6 protein-coding genes are annotated in these 19343 nt (G+C 50.8%); 5 read left to right on the forward strand and 1 reads right to left on the reverse strand.

The features are described 5' to 3' along the window. Window positions 1-304: 304 nt before the first annotated feature. Window positions 305-547, forward strand: a complete 243-nt coding sequence (locus ACR0D7_RS18890; RefSeq protein WP_480680396.1) for a hypothetical protein — start codon at window positions 305-307, stop codon at window positions 545-547. 606 nt (window positions 548-1153) lie between these two features. On the opposite strand, the gene ACR0D7_RS18895 is transcribed toward ACR0D7_RS18890, so the two are convergent. After that, window positions 1154-2740: a hypothetical protein gene (locus ACR0D7_RS18895; protein ID WP_480680397.1), complete on the reverse strand. Its 1587-nt coding sequence runs from the start codon at window positions 2738-2740 to the stop codon at window positions 1154-1156. A 1679-nt stretch (window positions 2741-4419) separates the two neighbouring features. Here ACR0D7_RS18895 and ACR0D7_RS18900 point away from each other — a divergent pair. The 4 genes from ACR0D7_RS18900 to ACR0D7_RS18915 all read left to right on the forward strand — a co-directional run. Next, complete coding sequence (locus ACR0D7_RS18900; protein WP_480680398.1) at window positions 4420-5073, forward strand: hypothetical protein; 654 nt, start codon at window positions 4420-4422, stop codon at window positions 5071-5073. Then, window positions 5060-6919, forward strand: a complete 1860-nt coding sequence (locus ACR0D7_RS18905; protein WP_480680399.1) for a Hint domain-containing protein — start codon at window positions 5060-5062, stop codon at window positions 6917-6919. The genes ACR0D7_RS18900 and ACR0D7_RS18905 overlap by 14 nt, the downstream gene beginning before the upstream one ends. A gap of 2 nt (window positions 6920-6921) precedes the next feature. Next, entirely contained in the window at window positions 6922-7329 is a 408-nt protein-coding gene (locus ACR0D7_RS18910; protein ID WP_480680401.1) for a toxin-activating lysine-acyltransferase, read from the forward strand. 22 nt (window positions 7330-7351) lie between these two features. Beyond that, window positions 7352-19343: calcium-binding protein (locus ACR0D7_RS18915; RefSeq protein ID WP_480680400.1), on the forward strand; the 11992-nt coding region annotated here is incomplete at its 3' end.

Genomic DNA, 19343 nt, shown 5'->3' on the forward strand with positions numbered 1-19343 from the left:
CGCCGCGACATCGACAGAGGTCAAAGATCTGCGCCGCGAGGCACGCGATCTGAAGGAAGTGGTTGCCGAACAGGCTCTTGAACTGCGGTTGCTCAAAAAAGCATGATCGCGGACGCTGAGTTTAGGTATGCAAGACGCATCAGCATTCGTTCGGCCGAAAATCGAAATGTTGAAAGGGAGGTCACAAGGTAATGGCTGATAGTGAGAAAAGCCTTTTTGAGCGTCTCAAACCAATATGGGGGGCCGTGGAAAAGTTGGGTGAGAAAAAGATCCTGAGTTTGATGCGAAGGCCTTTCTCGGTGAGATGTGGGAAGAAGACTGTGAAGAAACCATCGCCTTGTGGGAGGTCAGAAACAGCCAGGAAATGAGTAGTGCAGAGCTCGCTGAGGGCTTTGATATGCAGCTGAAGATGATTTCAGCCGCTTTTGCCACGGGAGACGCGGCCAAGATCGACCGGGTCATAAATCACATTGCAATAATTCGGCGTATGAGGAAGCTGGGAATTTTTGATTTAAGGGGCTCGAATAAGAACCATTCTGAAGAGTGACGGGGCGCCTTGAAACGAATCTTCGGTAATACTTAAAGATCAATAGGCTTTGCCAACCAGATGGGTAGCTTAACATTGATCAGCCCGAAAGGTCCGGTTCATGAGCAATGCGCGAAAATGTCGAAGTCAATCACAAACACTTTTCCCGTACATTGCTTCCGTTGGATGCGCCCAATGCTCGTTGATACTAGATCACGACGATCTGAGATCAGTTTTGCAAGTTTGAACATCCGTCAGACTGAGCTTGAGTTTGAACATCCGCGTTGACACCTGACTGTCTCCACAATAGCTTTCGTCACGAAAGGCATTGAGGTTCGCGGATGTAGGCATCATTTTCCCTCATCGTCGCTAGAAAGCCCGCCGCCGTTTGGTAGCGGGTTTTGTCTTTTCTTCAGCGCAGCAAGTAGTGTTGGCTAAAACCTCAAGAACCAACTCTTCAATCGACAATACCGTGCGCGCCTCAGCCGCGACCTGGCGGAACCAGAGGCAAGAAGCCATTCATTTCTATCTTAACAATTCCGGTTTTGCGGACAAAGCGAGCTTTCGCTGCAAACGCACCAAAGGCCGCTTCCAGATTTGATTAGTCGCGATGGTTGTAGGCCGCCGTTAGTGTAGTTTGCGCATTTTCACCCGTGCGGTTTTGCGTTTGCGGGCTTCCATCGCCTTGCGCTGCTTGCGGTTGAGCTTGGTAGCTCCGCTTGGCACGTCAGGATGATCCGCAAATGCAGGCGGGATATTGGGCACGGGTTTGGATGCTTGCAGCATCAGAGCTGCATGGCTGTTCGCTACTCTAGGGTTGAACCCGACCATAGTTGATGGAGGCGGCATCCGTGTGCCGATCTGTTCCCATTCATTAGCGGTGTAAATCTCTTCGAGCGTCAGGTCCGAACGTTGCAGAATGTAATCCTCCGGATTGGGGATTTTGTCCCCATACGGCCAGTGAAGAACCAAGCTACGCACGTCTGTGCCGTTCTCGAAAAAGCCACCTTCGCTGAGTGGCCCGTAGGTATGAACCAGACGATCCAGAATGCAATCGTCGCTCCCGTCTGGCGCAATCATCCTTGTGCCGATGCGAATTTGTTTCTTATTAGTCACTTGGATATTTTGGCCGTCATCATGCCCCGCCAGCACCCAGATAAACTGATCTGGCAGAGAGCCGACAGGCCAGTTGATGGCCGCCCGTACTTTGGTGCCGTTTTCAAGAACGATAGCGCCGTCCTGTCTCAATATGTCGATCAACGGTGCGTATTCGCCTTCGTGTTTACCGTCGCCGCACAGATAGGCATGACCGGGTGTAACACCTGTTCCCCAAAAATCGAGGATATGCGTTGCTTTGTTTTGGAACGTGCGACTGACAACGTCCGGCACCAAGTTGCCGTTTTTGTCATGGGCAACAATGATGTCTTTTACCCTGATATCACGGATAGGCTTTGTCCAAATCTTGGCCCGCACCTCGTCTTGGTTATATATCCCATCTGGACCGGGTTCGAGATTTGGATCAAGCGGCCACATGCTGATAGCTGTATCGCCGAGGAAGCAGTTGTTTTTTGCGCTACCAATTGCCTCGTTGAGAAGGCGTTCTGCATTAGTATCCCGACCGATATTTCGTAGAGCATCTACGACGGTATCATAAGCAATTTCACCACTTTCTAAAAGGCCAACAACCTGAGCGACAAAAAGACGTTCAAAGGCTTCACCACCACTTATCCCCTCCAGTGAAAGGGATTGGCTTGATTGGCGGGAATCTTCTATTTGTAAAAGCCCTGACCAGCTAACGTACCCGTTAAATGCAGTGTTAATAAGCAAATCGATTGCAACTTCAGGGGGAAGATCGTTTGATATCAGTGAGTTGTAGTAAGAAAGCTCGATCTCGTAAGTATCAGGCAGCTCATAGAAAGTATGGCCATCTGCGGTTGTGAATTGACCATCCAGAATCGCATTCAGGTAATTTTGTTGATGCGTCGCTGCGACCTGCATAAACATGTCTTCTCTGGCTCCCGGTGCGCCATAGTCCCATATATTTGGAACAAGAAAATCGAAAATGCCGGTGTTGTCATTGTTCGTAATTTGGTAAGCATTGGCAGCATATATGTCCCCAGCATCTGCCAATACAGCATATGCGTCAGCGATACGTCCTTGGTCATGTAGCTCTTGAGCGCGGATTAGATATTCAACTCTAATTATGTCTGCCATTTCGGCCTCCATCGGTTAGCGCTATTACATCCTCAACACCGGGGCCATAGCGGAATGATTTTTGGTATCGATCAGCTGGAAAGCAAATTTGGTTTTCTTGTGATGCCCGCGAGAAAATTTGGTTGGCTAACACCCCAAGATTTCTGAGCGTTGTTTCAACATTTAGGGCTGAAACAACTGATATTTCAACGGGTGCCCCCTGTGCGTTTCCGCATTCGTTTCCTTGAGGGGTAAGCCTCAGAAGACAGCTTCTAAATTGAGCTCCACGGTATCGACATTCTAGCCATCCAACGATATCTCCGGCCTCCCAGATCAGAAAAACCCTAGCGGTTTCATCTACATGAGGGCTGCTTCGATAGAAGCAATTAATGCTATTTTGGGGAACTAACGAAACATACATCCGCTCCTCTTGCATGGAGAAAGCTTCCCGTTCGGATGCAATAATTTCTTCCGACAGTGTTTCTACGTCGCAGGTCGATCTGGTAGCCGGGCTTGAGAAACGTGATAATGCGGAATTATAGAGTGACGGGGGAAGGGTTCGAAGTGCTTCATTGGCTGTGACGGTGAAACTTGATCGCTCTTTTGGCTCATGAACTGTCGTGAGGAGCGGATAAGAGCATGCTCTGGCGTTAATACCATCACATTCTGGGAAGATAGTTTCTATGGAAATAAGTGAATGGAAATACACATCGTCTCCAGCAAGAGCGTATTTCGTATAATAAGTGGCGCACAATAGCAGCAAAACTGCGCAAGAAACTACACGTATAGATTTATTTATCCGAATAATCATCAACACTAGAGGGTTTGACTTCCTTTTAGCTCGACGCATCCTGCCTTATAAGGGCTGTAGCTGAAACGGTGGCTTTTGTCACGCTCGATGTTTGCACGAGTGATCAAGCTGTTATGCGTTCCAAAAACCCATGGCAAAACAGTTGGAGTATTGGAAGTTTTTTAGCATCCGAGGCGATTGCGGCCATTCATGCATCCCGTAGCATCCGGTAAAATGGGCTCATTGCGGTCGTTCTCCGCGCGCAAGATCGATGACTGCTCTCCGGCGATTGAAGTAATGGTTCGTTTGATCCGCGGGTAAGGGATGCACTCAACTGAAGATCGCTTCACATAACACCCATTCGATGACGTTCGCAGTTTGTTGCAGGAACACAATTCAGCCAAAAGTTGTCTGCGCATGCCTTTGCGCCTGAAAACACGCGCAGACTTTCAGGAAACCTGCCAGGCATTTTTGCCCGGAATAATAGGCGGCGACGGGTTCGCCGTCCTCCCCATCGCCGCATTTGATCCGCCCTACCGTGCGGCGTCTCCTGCGGTCTCCGCGCTTCATGGGTCCGGGTCCCCAGGTGCCATTCCTGTTATCCGTAACGGTTCAAGATGTGAGTACCTCGTTCTCGGCGATCTTTTCAAATGCAGGTAAAAAGTGTCATGGTGTAGTGACAGGTTGTGCGCGACCAGTTCATTGCGCATCAGCATCAAAATGCAACTGCGTGTCAGGGCTGGGTCGAAGTGATCGGCCGGTACCTGTATTCCACTTCAGAGGGTGGTGATCAGCAGCGAAGGATGATTTCAACCAAAGGCAAGAGGTTCTCGGATCGTCTGAATTAAGCATTGACTGCTCTACCTTAGGGCGACTAGAGTTTGCGAAACTTCTGGATAAGATTATATCAATGGTAACTCAAAACTATAAGTATTTTAGCGATGCTCGCAGGTACCAGCCTCGAGGGCTATTGCACCCAGAAAATGCCAAGGACGAAAAGCGCAAGAAGATTTTGGAGGGCTACAGCCCAACGCGTTACCAGCTAAACGAGAGTGTGGAATACTGGTTTGACGGGCGTTTCAACCAAGTTCGCACAAGCGAAGAAGGCTTCTTCCTGCAGGCAGTGGCTTCGTCCGACCTCGGTGAGGTCCAGAGAAGGGTTTTTGTCGCAATAAATGGTCGTAGAGTTCAGTTCTCAAGAAAGAACAACGAAACGTTGATCTCGCCGGTTTCTGTTCCGCCTAAGAAAAAAAATGGAAAATGGATCTGGGAGATCGAGGAAATCGGGTCAGATCTGAACTTTTATACTGGGTATGAAGATAGCAGACACGGAATAGATCGGCCAATAGAAGAGAGGCAACAGTGTTTAACGAATGCCTCCAAGTTCGCCACACGCGCAGACCTCTCTAAAGCGGTCGAACTCGTCGAAGCGTCCTTTTCGACTTTCGGTAATATTTTTGGTGCGGACGCCACATTCGGGCGTGAAACCCCCGGGGGGCATGCCGTGGAATTTTCAAAAGCTCTAACTGAAAAAATTGTAAGAGGCGAGTATGCCGATTTATGACTACTCAGGAGTAGATTTTAGCAGTCTTTCCCAAGTCCAGGATGCTGTAACCAACTCTCTAATTTCAGGTGATGTGCTTGATGAGAACTTTTACAACCTAGCCGCGCAAGGGCTATCTAAGTCTATACCTAGTGGGACGATTAGTCTCTTTAGTAGTGGCGGTAATTCAGCACAAACCGTTGGCAACTTATCTTTGGACAGCAACCACTACACCACTATTCAATCTAGCGATGTGGGAAAGTTTTTTGATAGTACGGCAGTGCTGCAAGCGCTTGAGGCTACCTATGAGAGCGGATTGACCGTAAATGGGTTTTCTAGCGCTGTTGACGCACTTGATGGTGCAGATCCCAAATCCTTGCTGGGAAATATCTCATTGGAATATGCAAAAAGCGTTTCGGGCGATGTATATGCAATCGTTAGGGATGGTTCGCCAGTTAGGATATTTTCGCAGATAGAATTGCAAGCACTTCTCGACAATCCAAACGTTACTTCAATCAACGGCATCAGCCGTACAGATTTACTGCGCTATGGGGACGGGGCAACTCTGAGAGTCTTCAGTGCTGTGCAAGAAAGCTCAGATTTCGCTACAAGCTTTCTGTTGTCGGACGCGTTTGTGAATGGTCGAATTGGCAATAATCTTGCCGTTCTGAATGACTATTTTGATGCCGCAGGAATTTCAACTAACGGAAACGATTTCTACGACTCTGCCGTGGAAACACTAAATTTTGCCAACTCAAAAGGTTTGTCGATTCAGGATTTCAGTGGTGTACCAAGGGCGCTGTTTATTCTGGAAAAAGCGGGAGTGGCTGGCGACATAGTTGGTTTTGCGGTGACCGCTCAATATGCAGTGCATCTTTATAACAACGGACAATCGGAAGAAGCTAATATTGTCTTACAAGACTTTGCAGCTGGGTTGGCAGGCGGTGCAGCGGGTGGCTATGCAGGTGCTGCTCTTGGCCTTGCAATTTTAGGCATAATTGTTCCTGAGCCCACCACTACGACTGCTGGTGTTGTTACCATTCTGGCTGCGATTGCAGGCGGCGTAGGAGGTGAAGCTCTTGCGCAATCCATTTTGGATGATCTTCGAATAAAGCTGTCAAGTGGAGAAGCGCTTACTGCAGAGGATATTCTTGAGGTTGTACAGAGTCAGAAAGAGTGTTTTGCGGCTGGCACTTCGATTTCTCTCGTTTCCGGCGATCAAAGGCCGATTGAGATGATCACAGAGGGCGATGTTGTCACGTCGTATGATGAAGATGGAAACCTCGTTCCTGGTCGTGTTGTTCGTACCTTTAAGAACGAAGTGTCTCATCTTCTCGACGTGCATGGATTGAAGGTGACCCCTGGGCATGTGACGCTTTGCGGTGAGGGTCGTTTTGCGGGTCGTCATGTTCCGATCATCGACATTCTTCTGAGTGACGGTGCTCTGGTTCGAGAAAGTGGCGCGTTGGTTCGCATGTCGACCAATAAACCAGCGGGTGATCTGGAAGATCAAATGGTCAAGGTGTCGTACGCGGAGACTTCCGAAGACTTGCATGCGGGTAAACTCAAGTCCGGTCAAATGCGGGTTGGGACATTGTTGTTCGACAAAGATGGTGTTGCCGTTTCTGTGTTGGATTGCATCCGGTCTCAGGGATTGGAGTTTGACGCCGCAACGGGCCTTGTCTCGGCTGATGGTAGCAGCGCAGCACCTCTGAATTGGTTCGGCCCGCTCCCAAGACCAGAGGATTACATCCTCCGACGAAGTCGCGAGACCTTGGAAGACATCCTGACAAGCGGAGAATGGGAAGGCCGCCCCTCAGAGTTGATTGCCGGGCGATTGAAGCAGACTGCGGAAAGGTACCATTGACCATGTCGGAAAACGAAAAACTGGATGGACGCCCATTGGGTGTTGGCGGTTCTGGATCGCTCAAGCCTGAAGAATTTGGCGTTTTTCTCGGTATCGCAAGCTGGCTGATGTCGATGTCGAAGGACCACAAGGATCTTCCATTTTCAACATTGGATGAGCGTGTATTGCCCGCGATTTTATTTAAACAGTTCAAGCTTATTCGAAAAGAAGGCATGCCTGTTGCGTTCATCTCATGGGCTTCTGTGTCCGAAGAAATAAAGGCAGCTTGGGACAGTGGGGAAAAGACAGCGCTGAAACTCGAAGAGTGGCGGTCAGGCCCAAAACTGATTGTCGTCGAATGCGTGTCGCCTTTCGCGCCGGCAGTGAAAATAAAAGAACAGTTTATTACGGAAATTTTGAAAACCGCATAAAGGCGGTCACAGGGACAGTATCATGCAAGTTAAAACGCAGCGCGCGCGCGGCGCGGGAGAAGTGCAGCCCAAATCCGTGGAATTTCTCTGCTTAGACGGGAATTTTCGATCTGCGCTCGCGCTTGACCGGTGCTCAATAGAAGCGATGTCTGTTGCGATATTGTCCGAAGACCTGGAGCCAAAGCCTAGTCGGCACACTGTCTACAATTTCGAAGTTGAGGGCACTCATACTTACATTGCCGGTGGGTATAGGGTCCACAACACATCAACGCTGTCCTTCTATGAACCCGGCACTCACGGTACGCTGACAGCCCTCGGTGAAGACGCGCAAGGGCGTCTGGTTTGGGAATCCGAAACACCAGACGGTGGAAAGTGGAAAGCTGTTTCTTGGTCGCCACCCAACGAACCGACAACCATTGTTGAAATCACTTACGAGCTAGGTGAAATAGTGAACGGGGAGCGAGTAACCAGATTCTATCTGAAGCAAGAGCATATTTATAAAACCGATCCTGCGACCGGTGAAAACGAACTAGTCGACATTCATATCCACGATAACTACTGGCTTTACGGTGACGAAGTCGGGGGAGGTGTCGCCGATATCGCGACCCCATTTATTCTGAGTGCTGTTGGCGCAGAATCACATTTGGAACGCCTGGCGGCTGGCACGCTTATTGACGCAATTATCCAAAACATTGCGGAAGGCGGGATCAACGCGATTCATCACAGCATCCTGTATGCTGAAACAAATGGTGAAGCAGTTCAGACGATGATCACCGACGCTTGGTCCGATTTTGGAATCGACCTTGCGGTGAGCGGTATCGACTCAACGGTGTCGTTGGTCAGCCAGTTGATCATGGGGGAAATTTTCTCGTCAACTGACATCAATAGCGTACCAGAACAGATTATGGCCACCCTCGTGACTGAGGGCATCAATAATGTTCTAGAATACGGCGTTGATACGCTAATCGATAACGTATTTGGATCCACTTCGGCGATTGGTAAAGCCTACAATCCGAACCAATTTGATTTTCTAGCGCCTCAATCTTTAATAAGTGTGGCATTAAATATCGCCCTCGACGAAATAATACCGCCCGCGGAAACAATGGAAGGCGCATTGGCGGGATCATTGGCGCAGTTCTTTGGTAATTCACTTGGTATCGGCTCTGGAATTGGTGCTTCGCTTGGATTTAGTGCGGCTTTTGCTTTTGTCCCACAGGTGATTGTAGTTCAGGCGATCGCATTTGCGGTTACAAAAATTGTTGACGCGCTGTTTGACAAGGACCCCGAGGCATTTGCTGACCTAGTTTATAACGAATCCGATGGTATTTGGGAAATCACCAGCGTCGATTCTGACGACGGAGGCAACAAAGACCTGGCCCGTTCTCTTGGGCAGACCGTTTCTGACCAGATTAAACAATTTTCTGATTTGATGCAGTCTACGGACATTTCCTACGCAAATGGCTATTCAATCACTATTGGCCACCATGAAGAGCATTTGCGAAACGGAGATGGAAACAACTACGACATGGGTGGCGGGGACGTTATCTACGCGACCGTTGTGGACGCATTGCGTCACATGTCGGCTACGGATGGAGATCTTAAAGTTCTCAGGGCGTTGGATCTCGAAGACATAGGCGGTGAAATCGCTGGGCTCTCGAAAAAGCAAGCGCATTCCTTGTTGTTCACTCGCGTGAAAATGGCCGCTGATTATCAATACTACTTAAACAACACCGCGGCGATCAATACGCTCATCGAAACGTCTCCTGACAGTGCATTGGCAAAAAGCTGGCTGGCCACCATTATTGCCGCAGAAGCTGCCGGACTGAATGAGACCTACAATTATTCCGGTGATTCCAGCGACAACCTCATTTTGACTTCTGACGGCGACGATACGATTTCCGGAGGCGGCGGAGAAGACGAGATCAGAACCTATGGTGGGGCCGATAACATCCAGGGCGGTGCCGGTGACGACTTGATCAGTGGCGGTGCCGGGGCTGACGTTATTGATGGTGGTGTCGGAATAGACACACTCACGTTTGATGACAGTGGTACAAGTGTTTCTGTGGATCTTAGCGCCGGCACCGGGTCTCTGGGTGACGCAGTTGGCGATCAGTACACCAACATTGAGAACATTCGCGGGTCACAGTTTAGTGACGGCATAATTGGGGACGATAACGTCAACCTCATCGAAGGCCTTGACGGTAACGACATCATATATGGCCGTGGAGGCGACGATATTCTGCACGGCGACGCCGGTGATGACATGATTTATGGTGACCTCGGCACGAACACTTCGATCGCGAGTGACGACATTCTTTATGGTGACGAAGGCGATGACGTCCTTCACGGTGGCGGAGGGTTCGACACATTTATTGGGGGGGCCGGGCATGACCGCGCGTCTTACCGGCACTCGACGCTCGGTGTCATAGCGTCACTAGAAACCGGTGAGGCAAAGATCAGCGGTGGCATTGAAACCTTCACCGAAATCGAAGGGCTCATTGGTTCCGCTCATGCTGACTTCCTCTATGGCGACGATGGAGCAAACACCGTCGAAGGCCTAACTGGTGATGATCATTTGCGTGGTGGTGAGGGTGCTGACACGTACCGTTATGCGCTTGGGGATGGTGATGATCATATTCTGGATCTGGATTACGATGCGGGTGTGACCGACCGGCTTGTTCTGAGTGATGTGAACCCGGGTGATGTTCAGTTCATGTCCACATCGGGAGAAGATCTGGTGATCACACTGCCGGACGGTGCGCGGATCACGATCCAGGATCATTTCGCAGAGACTGAGGCTTATGCGGTCGAACAGATCGAATTTGCGGATGGCACGGTTCTGAACACCGAGTCCATTCGCGCAAAATCTGTTGAAGATCAGAAGAACGGTGGTTCCGGCACGGTCAGGGGTTCGGACTTTGCCGAAACCTATACGCACACGCTGGGCGACGGCTCGTATGTCATTAGCGACTGGGACAACAATCACCGGACCGACCGGCTGGTATTCACCGATGTAAATGCGGATGATGTCCGGTTCGCGTCCAACAGCGGTGAAGATCTGGTGATCACGCTGTCGAATGGTGAGGGGATTCGCATTGTCGACCATTTTGCCGAAGATGGCGACAATGCAATTGAACAGATTGAATTTGCAGATGGCACGGTGCTTGGCGCCGAAGCCATCCGTAACAAATCTGTTGCGGATCAGAAGGCTGGCGGGTCCGGTTTGGTGATAGGGTCGGATTTTGCTGAGACCTATACGCACACGCTGGGCGACGGCTCGTATGTCATTAGCGACTGGGACAACGATCACCGGACCGACCGGCTGGTATTCTCGGATGTGAATGCCGATGAAGTGCATTTTGCCTCCAACAGCGGTGAAGATCTGGTCATCACGCTGGCAAATGGCGAACACATTACGATTGTCGATCATTTCGCCGAAGATGGTGACAATGCGATCGAAGAGATTGAGTTTGCCGACGGTGCGACACTGACGGCCCAGGCCATCCGCGACAAGTCGGTAACAGATCAGAAGGTTGCTGGTTCTGGTACGGTGAGGGGCTCGGATTTTGCCGAGACCTATTCGCATACGCTCGGGGATGGTTCGTATCGGATCAGTGATTGGGATGATAACAACCGCACAGATCGGCTGGTATTCACAGATGTGGGTTCAGAAGAGGTTGTGCTTGTTCGTTCTGGAAACGATCTCCGGGTTGTTCTTTCAAACGGGGAGTATGTCGAGATAAGCGGGCAATTGAGCTCGAACAGTGATTATCACGTCGAAAGCTTCGAATTTGCCGATGGCGTGACCTGGTCGGTCGAAGATGTAGCCGCTTTGGTTGTCGACCCCCAGCAGATCACAACTGACAAATTCGGAACAGAGTCTGGTGAAGCTTACACGCATACGCTTGGGGATGGTTCCTACAGGATCACGGATTACGACGCATATAGCAATAGTGGTAGCGACACACTGACGTTCACGGACGTGAATGCCGGTGACGTTCGTGTTGGTCGGATCGGCAACGATCTGACGATTACTCTGCCGAATGGCGAGAAAGTCACATTGGTGAAGCAGCTTGATGAGAACCTGCAGAGCTCTATTGAGCTAGTCACCTTTGCGGATGGTACGACGCTAAACCAGGGTGAGTTGCGTGATCGCATGGTCGCTGACATGAAGGTTGGTGGTGCTGTGATCGGTTCCGAACATGCTGAGAACTACGTGCATGCACTGGGCGATGGAACCTATTCAATCACGGATTACGACGCATACAGCACTAACGGCATTGACACGCTGACGTTTACGGACGTGAATGTTGAAGACATTCGTGTTGGTAGGGTTGGCAACGATCTGACGATCACGCTGCCGAATGGTGAGCAGATCACACTGGTGCGTCAGCTTGATGAAAACAAGTGGAGCTCCATCGAGTTCTTCACCTTCGCCGACGGCACGACGCTAAACCAGGACGAGTTGCGCGACCGCATGGCCGCAGATACGAAGGCTGGTGGTATCGTGATCGGCACAGAGCATGTAGAGAACTACGTGCATGCACTGGGCGATGGATCCTATTCGATCTCGGACTACGACTGGTATGGCCAAAGCGGCAGTGACACGTTGACGTTTACGGACGTGAATATTGGCGACATTCGTGTTGGTAGGGTTGGCAACGATCTGACGATCACGCTGCCGAATGGTGAGCAGATCACACTGGTGCGTCAGCTTGATGAACGCCAGTCTAGCTCCATTGAGTTCTTCACTTTTGCGGACGGTACGACACTGAACCAGGACGAGCTTCGCGATCTCATGGTCGCGGACATGAAGGCCGGCGGTACCGTGATCGGTTCCGAAAACAGCGAGAACTATGTGCATACGCTGGGGGACGGCTCGTACTCGATCACCGACTATGACGACTACTCCGAACGGACCGATACCCTGACATTCACCGACGTTAACGAAGATGAAGTGGCGGTGAGCCGAAGCGGCAACAATCTGATCATCACATTGTCCAACGGCGAACAGGTCACATTGGTGCACCAGCTTGATGAGAGCAAGTATAGCTCCATCGAGTTCGTCACCTTTGCGGACGGCACGACACTGAACCAGGACGAGCTGCGTGACCGCATGGTCGCGGACATGAAGGCCGGCGGTACCGTGATCGGTTCCGAAAACAGCGAGAACTATGTGCATACGCTGGGGGATGGCTCGTACTCGATCACCGACTATGACGACTACAACAACCGTACCGACACCCTGACATTCACAGACGTCAACGCAGATGATGTTGTTCTCTCTCGAATTCAAAACGACGTCATCATCAGCCTGCCAAATGGAGAAACCATCACTCTCCTCAGACAACTGGATGAAAACAAGTGGCGATCGATTGAGCACTTTGAATTCGCAGATGGAACGCTCTGGGGGCAGGCCCAGTTTCGCGAACGTTTGATGCACGACATGAAGGCTTCAGGGGCGGTTTTTGGAACGGTTTTTGATGACCGATATGTTCACGCTGAAGGAGATGGCACTTACACTATTTCTGACTATGATTACAGTCTTGGAAATGACCGTTTAGAGTTCAGTGATCAGACCCGAGAAGACATCCAAGTGCGCCGCGACGGACTAGATGTCAGTTTCCACTTGGCTAATGGTGAAGTTATTACTGTTTTAGGCCAACTAAACTCCAATCAGCGTTCGTCGATAGAAAGTTTTGAGTTTGCTGATGGGACAATTTGGGATCAGCAAGCCCTTTTGGACGCGATCGTCCAGGATATGAAGGCATCTGGTTCTGTTGAAGGCAGCCATTGGTCCGAAACCCATAGGCACAGTTTAGGAGATGGTTCCTATTCGATCACGAGCCCACAAAACCTGAGCGGGCAGAACGATAAGCTGGTTTTCACGGATGCGACAGCTGATCAAGCTCTGATCACTCGGGACGGTGACAATGCCCTGATCACTCTGTCCAACGGAGAACAAGTAATACTGGTAGATTATTTTTCCGCAAACTCTGACAGTCGGATCGCATCTGTAGAGTTCTCAGATGGGATTGTCTTTACAGATCTTGCTTCTCTTCAGCCAGTTGAAGGTGCCTACATCAGGGGCTCCACACATAGCGAATATGTCATTGGAACATCGGGCGATAATATTCTTCATGGCCTAACTGGTGATGATCATTTGCGTGGTGGTGAGGGTGCTGACACGTACCGTTATGCGCTTGGGGATGGTGATGATCATATTCTGGATCTGGATTACGATGCGGGTGTGACCGACCGGCTTGTTCTGAGTGATGTGAACCCGGGTGATGTTCAGTTCATGTCCACATCGGGAGAAGATCTGGTGATCACACTGCCGGACGGTGCGCGGATCACGATCCAGGATCATTTCGCAGAGACTGAGGCTTATGCGGTCGAACAGATCGAATTTGCGGATGGCACGGTTCTGAACACCGAGTCCATTCGCGCAAAATCTGTTGAAGATCAGAAGAACGGTGGTTCCGGCACGGTCAGGGGTTCGGACTTTGCCGAAACCTATACGCACACGCTGGGCGACGGCTCGTATGTCATTAGCGACTGGGACAACAATCACCGGACCGACCGGCTGGTATTCACCGATGTAAATGCGGATGATGTCCGGTTCGCGTCCAACAGCGGTGAAGATCTGGTGATCACGCTGTCGAATGGTGAGGGGATTCGCATTGTCGACCATTTTGCCGAAGATGGCGACAATGCAATTGAACAGATTGAATTTGCAGATGGCACGGTGCTTGGCGCCGAAGCCATCCGTAACAAATCTGTTGCGGATCAGAAGGCTGGCGGGTCCGGTTTGGTGATAGGGTCGGATTTTGCTGAGACCTATACGCACACGCTGGGCGACGGCTCGTATGTCATTAGCGACTGGGACAACGATCACCGGACCGACCGGCTGGTATTCTCGGATGTGAATGCCGATGAAGTGCATTTTGCCTCCAACAGCGGTGAAGATCTGGTCATCACGCTGGCAAATGGCGAACACATTACGATTGTCGATCATTTCGCCGAAGATGGTGACAATGCGATCGAAGAGATTGAGTTTGCCGACGGTGCGACACTGACGGCCCAGGCCATCCGCGACAAGTCGGTAACAGATCAGAAGGTTGCTGGTTCTGGTACGGTGAGGGGCTCGGATTTTGCCGAGACCTATTCGCATACGCTCGGGGATGGTTCGTATCGGATCAGTGATTGGGATGATAACAACCGCACAGATCGGCTGGTATTCACAGATGTGGGTTCAGAAGAGGTTGTGCTTGTTCGTTCTGGAAACGATCTCCGGGTTGTTCTTTCAAACGGGGAGTATGTCGAGATAAGCGGGCAATTGAGCTCGAACAGTGATTATCACGTCGAAAGCTTCGAATTTGCCGATGGCGTGACCTGGTCGGTCGAAGATGTAGCCGCTTTGGTTGTCGACCCCCAGCAGATCACAACTGACAAATTCGGAACAGAGTCTGGTGAAGCTTACACGCATACGCTTGGGGATGGTTCCTACAGGATCACGGATTACGACGCATATAGCAATAGTGGTAGCGACACACTGACGTTCACGGACGTGAATGCCGGTGACGTTCGTGTTGGTCGGATCGGCAACGATCTGACGATTACTCTGCCGAATGGCGAGAAAGTCACATTGGTGAAGCAGCTTGATGAGAACCTGCAGAGCTCTATTGAGCTAGTCACCTTTGCGGATGGTACGACGCTAAACCAGGGTGAGTTGCGTGATCGCATGGTCGCTGACATGAAGGTTGGTGGTGCTGTGATCGGTTCCGAACATGCTGAGAACTACGTGCATGCACTGGGCGATGGAACCTATTCAATCACGGATTACGACGCATACAGCACTAACGGCATTGACACGCTGACGTTTACGGACGTGAATGTTGAAGACATTCGTGTTGGTAGGGTTGGCAACGATCTGACGATCACGCTGCCGAATGGTGAGCAGATCACACTGGTGCGTCAGCTTGATGAAAACAAGTGGAGCTCCATCGAGTTCTTCACCTTCGCCGACGGCACGACGCTAAACCAGGACGAGTTGCGCGACCGCATGGCCGCAGATACGAAGGCTGGTGGTATCGTGATCGGCACAGAGCATGTAGAGAACTACGTGCATGCACTGGGCGATGGATCCTATTCGATCTCGGACTACGACTGGTATGGCCAAAGCGGCAGTGACACGTTGACGTTTACGGACGTGAATATTGGCGACATTCGTGTTGGTAGGGTTGGCAACGATCTGACGATCACGCTGCCGAATGGTGAGCAGATCACACTGGTGCGTCAGCTTGATGAACGCCAGTCTAGCTCCATTGAGTTCTTCACTTTTGCGGACGGTACGACACTGAACCAGGACGAGCTTCGCGATCTCATGGTCGCGGACATGAAGGCCGGCGGTACCGTGATCGGTTCCGAAAACAGCGAGAACTATGTGCATACGCTGGGGGACGGCTCGTACTCGATCACCGACTATGACGACTACTCCGAACGGACCGATACCCTGACATTCACCGACGTTAACGAAGATGAAGTGGCGGTGAGCCGAAGCGGCAACAATCTGATCATCACATTGTCCAACGGCGAACAGGTCACATTGGTGCACCAGCTTGATGAGAGCAAGTATAGCTCCATCGAGTTCGTCACCTTTGCGGACGGCACGACACTGAACCAGGACGAGCTGCGTGACCGCATGGTCGCGGACATGAAGGCCGGCGGTACCGTGATCGGTTCCGAAAACAGCGAGAACTATGTGCATACGCTGGGGGATGGCTCGTACTCGATCACCGACTATGACGACTACAACAACCGTACCGACACCCTGACATTCACAGACGTCAACGCAGATGATGTTGTTCTCTCTCGAATTCAAAACGACGTCATCATCAGCCTGCCAAATGGAGAAACCATCACTCTCCTCAGACAACTGGATGAAAACAAGTGGCGATCGATTGAGCACTTTGAATTCGCAGATGGAACGAATTTGAATCAGAACGAGCTTCGCGATCGTTTGATGCATGACATGAAAGTCAGCGGCGCAGTTGTTGGAACCTCAAATGGCGAAAACTACGTGCATACGTTAGGTGATGGGTCCTACTCGATCACCGATTATGATAGCTACAGTACTTACACAGATACTCTGACTTTTACTGACATCAACACTGACGGCTTCACCTTGAGTCGGAGCGGTAATGATCTGATCTTCACCCTGTCCAACGGCGAGCAGATCACTTTGGCGAACCAACTCAACGAGAACAAGTGGAGTTCCATCGAGACCTTCACGTTTGCCGATGGCACAACGTTGAGCCAGGATGAGTTGCGCAACCGCATGGTCGCCGACATGAAGTTAACGGGTACAGTTGTCGGAACGGAGAATAAGGAAGACTATTTCCATACTCAGGGAGATGGATCTTATACAATCCGCGATTATGACTATCGTTCCAATTATAGCGACACTTTGAGTTTCACTGACCTCACACCAGATCAGGTTGATTTTGCGAATAGCAACGGTTCTGATCAGCATTTGGTTATTACTACATCCGCTGGCGACGTGATCACATGGCAGTACCATTTCCAGAGCAGCGGTTATAGTGCGGTTGAGTTCATCCATTTCAGCGACGGAACCGTATATGATTGGTTGGATATCCGAGGCAAGGCCCTGCAGGGCAATGACGGTGATGACACAATCATCGGCTGGGATTCTGACGATCAGATTCATGGCGGTCGTGGCGACGACGACCTACAGGGCGGCGCTGGAAATGACACGCTTTACGGTGAGCAGGAAAATGACCGGATCGATGGCGGTGCTGGCGACGATTCTCACTACGGTGGAGCCGGTAATGACTACATTCTCGGCAATGCTGGCGTGGATTTCTTCGATGGTGGAGAGGACATAGACACCATTGATTTCACCTATACAGACGACGATTTCACGCTTGATCTGTCCGCTGGAACAGCCACCTTTAATGATGGTGCGACCGAACAAGTCCTTAATTTTGAGAACATCGTGGGTGGTGCGGGTAACAACGCGCTTACTGGAACCGAAAGCGCCAATGAGGTGTACGGTAACCCAGGCGACGATGTTATCTTTGGTCTGGGCGGCAATGATTATCTGATTGGCGGCACAGGCAATGACTACATCTCAGGTGGTGCTGGAGACGACACCCTCCACGGCGAGGAAGGAAATGATACTCTTGTAGCTGGAGAGGGCATTGATAGCTTCGATGGTGGAGAAGGAAACGATACACTCGACTTTACGTACACAGCTGATCACGTAGCCATCAATCTGTCGCTTTCCCAGGCTGTTTTGACAGGAGGAACAGAAGAGCAGGTCCTGGCCATAGAGAACGTCATCGCCGGCGCTGGGGATAACATCCTCATAGGTTCCGAGGATGACAATCAGATACATGGCGGGGATGGTAGCGACGCAATAACAGGCGGGTCTGGCAACGACACGTTGTATGGCGAGGAAGCAAACGATCGGATTGATGGCGGTGAAGGTGACGACGCTCATTATGGTGGTTCTGGCAATGACTATATCTTAGGTAATGCCGGCGCTGACTTCTTCGATGGCGGCGATGATATCGATACCATTGACTTTACTTATACTGCCGATGGTGTCGCGATTAATCTAACCCTTGGAACAGCGACTTTTTCGAGCGGTGAAGAGGAGCAAGTCCTCAATTTCGAGAACATCGTCACTGGTGCTGGGTCTGATACTTTAACCGGTAGTGATGCCGCGAATGAAATCGAAGCTGGAGACGGCGATGATGTAGTTTCAGGCGAAGGCGGCGCGGACGTTATCAAAGCGGGTGCTGGCAACGACCAAGTAAGCGGCGGCGATGATTCTGATACATTGTTCGGCGAAGATGGTGACGATACGCTCGACGGTGGAAGTGGCGACGACAGTATCTATGGCGGCGATGGGAACGATATCCTCTTGGCCGGAGAAGGGGTCGACTTCTTCGATGGCGGAGCCGGCGCTGACGTAATCGATTTCTCCTATACGAACGAAGATTTAAACATAAACCTGGAGCAATCGACCGCTATTGCCACCAATGGCATCACGGAGCAGGTTCAAAACATCGAAAACATTGTCTCTGGCGGAGGCAACGACATACTGGTTGGCACCGCCGCAGATAACCACCTCCAAGGCGGAAATGGTGACGATGTCGTCGAAGGCGGGGCCGGTGCAGATATTCTGGTCGGAGGCCACGGAAACGACGAACTAGTCGGCGGAGTAGGTGCTGACACGTACGAATACCTCTCTGGCGACGGGTCAGATGTCATCCGAGACATTGGGTCAACCGACGAAACCGATGTTCTGAATATTGTCGGCTATTCAGTTGAGGACGCTGAGTTTCTGGAAGACGAACAGAAAAATCTGATCATTACTCTATCTTCAGGAGAAACAATCACCGTTGAAGGTCATTTTGAAGAAACGAGCCAGCGCTCGGTAGAGCAAATTTCTTTCTCAGATGGCACAACCCTTGATGCTCAAGGAATTGCAGAGAAAACAATTGCCGACATGGCGCCACCAAATGTCGCGCCGACAGCAGTTGACGATCAATCGACAGTTAAGATTGGTGGTTCGGTTTTGATCGATGTCTTGAGTAACGATGCCGATAGTGACGGAGGCGTTTTGAGCGTCGTTTCGGTAAATGGTGCGGTCAACGGCGCGGCGACAATCGAAGCTGAGCAAATTCGCTATGCTCCAAACATAGGCTTCGTTGGTCAGGACACGCTTACATATGAGCTTTCCGATGGTCAGGGTGGTGTGGCCACCGCAACAGTAACAGTGTCTGTTGAACCTTATGCTGATCCTCTTGGTGATCAAGTTGGTACAGCCGACGCCGATGTCTATTACCACGTGACAGGCAACGGGTCATACAGCATCAGCGACTTCAGCTATCAGAACGTCAACGACCGGCTGGTCTTCACGGACCAGAACGCTGATGATGTGACCTTCTCGCGGAATGCGGGTGCGGACCTGGTGATCACGT

Source organism: Ruegeria sp. BB7, assembly GCF_056539365.1.

Bases quoted from the DNA above. Each gene is read 5' to 3' on its own strand.
- ACR0D7_RS18890 (WP_480680396.1), top strand. From the start codon at position 305: ATGTGGGAAGAAGACTGTGAAGAAACCATCGCCTTGTGGGAGGTCAGA.
- ACR0D7_RS18895 (WP_480680397.1), bottom strand. From the start codon at position 2,740: ATGGCAGACATAATTAGAGTTGAATATCTAATCCGCGCTCAAGAGCTA.
- ACR0D7_RS18900 (WP_480680398.1), top strand. From the start codon at position 4,420: ATGGTAACTCAAAACTATAAGTATTTTAGCGATGCTCGCAGGTACCAG.
- ACR0D7_RS18905 (WP_480680399.1), top strand. From the start codon at position 5,060: ATGCCGATTTATGACTACTCAGGAGTAGATTTTAGCAGTCTTTCCCAA.
- ACR0D7_RS18910 (WP_480680401.1), top strand. From the start codon at position 6,922: ATGTCGGAAAACGAAAAACTGGATGGACGCCCATTGGGTGTTGGCGGT.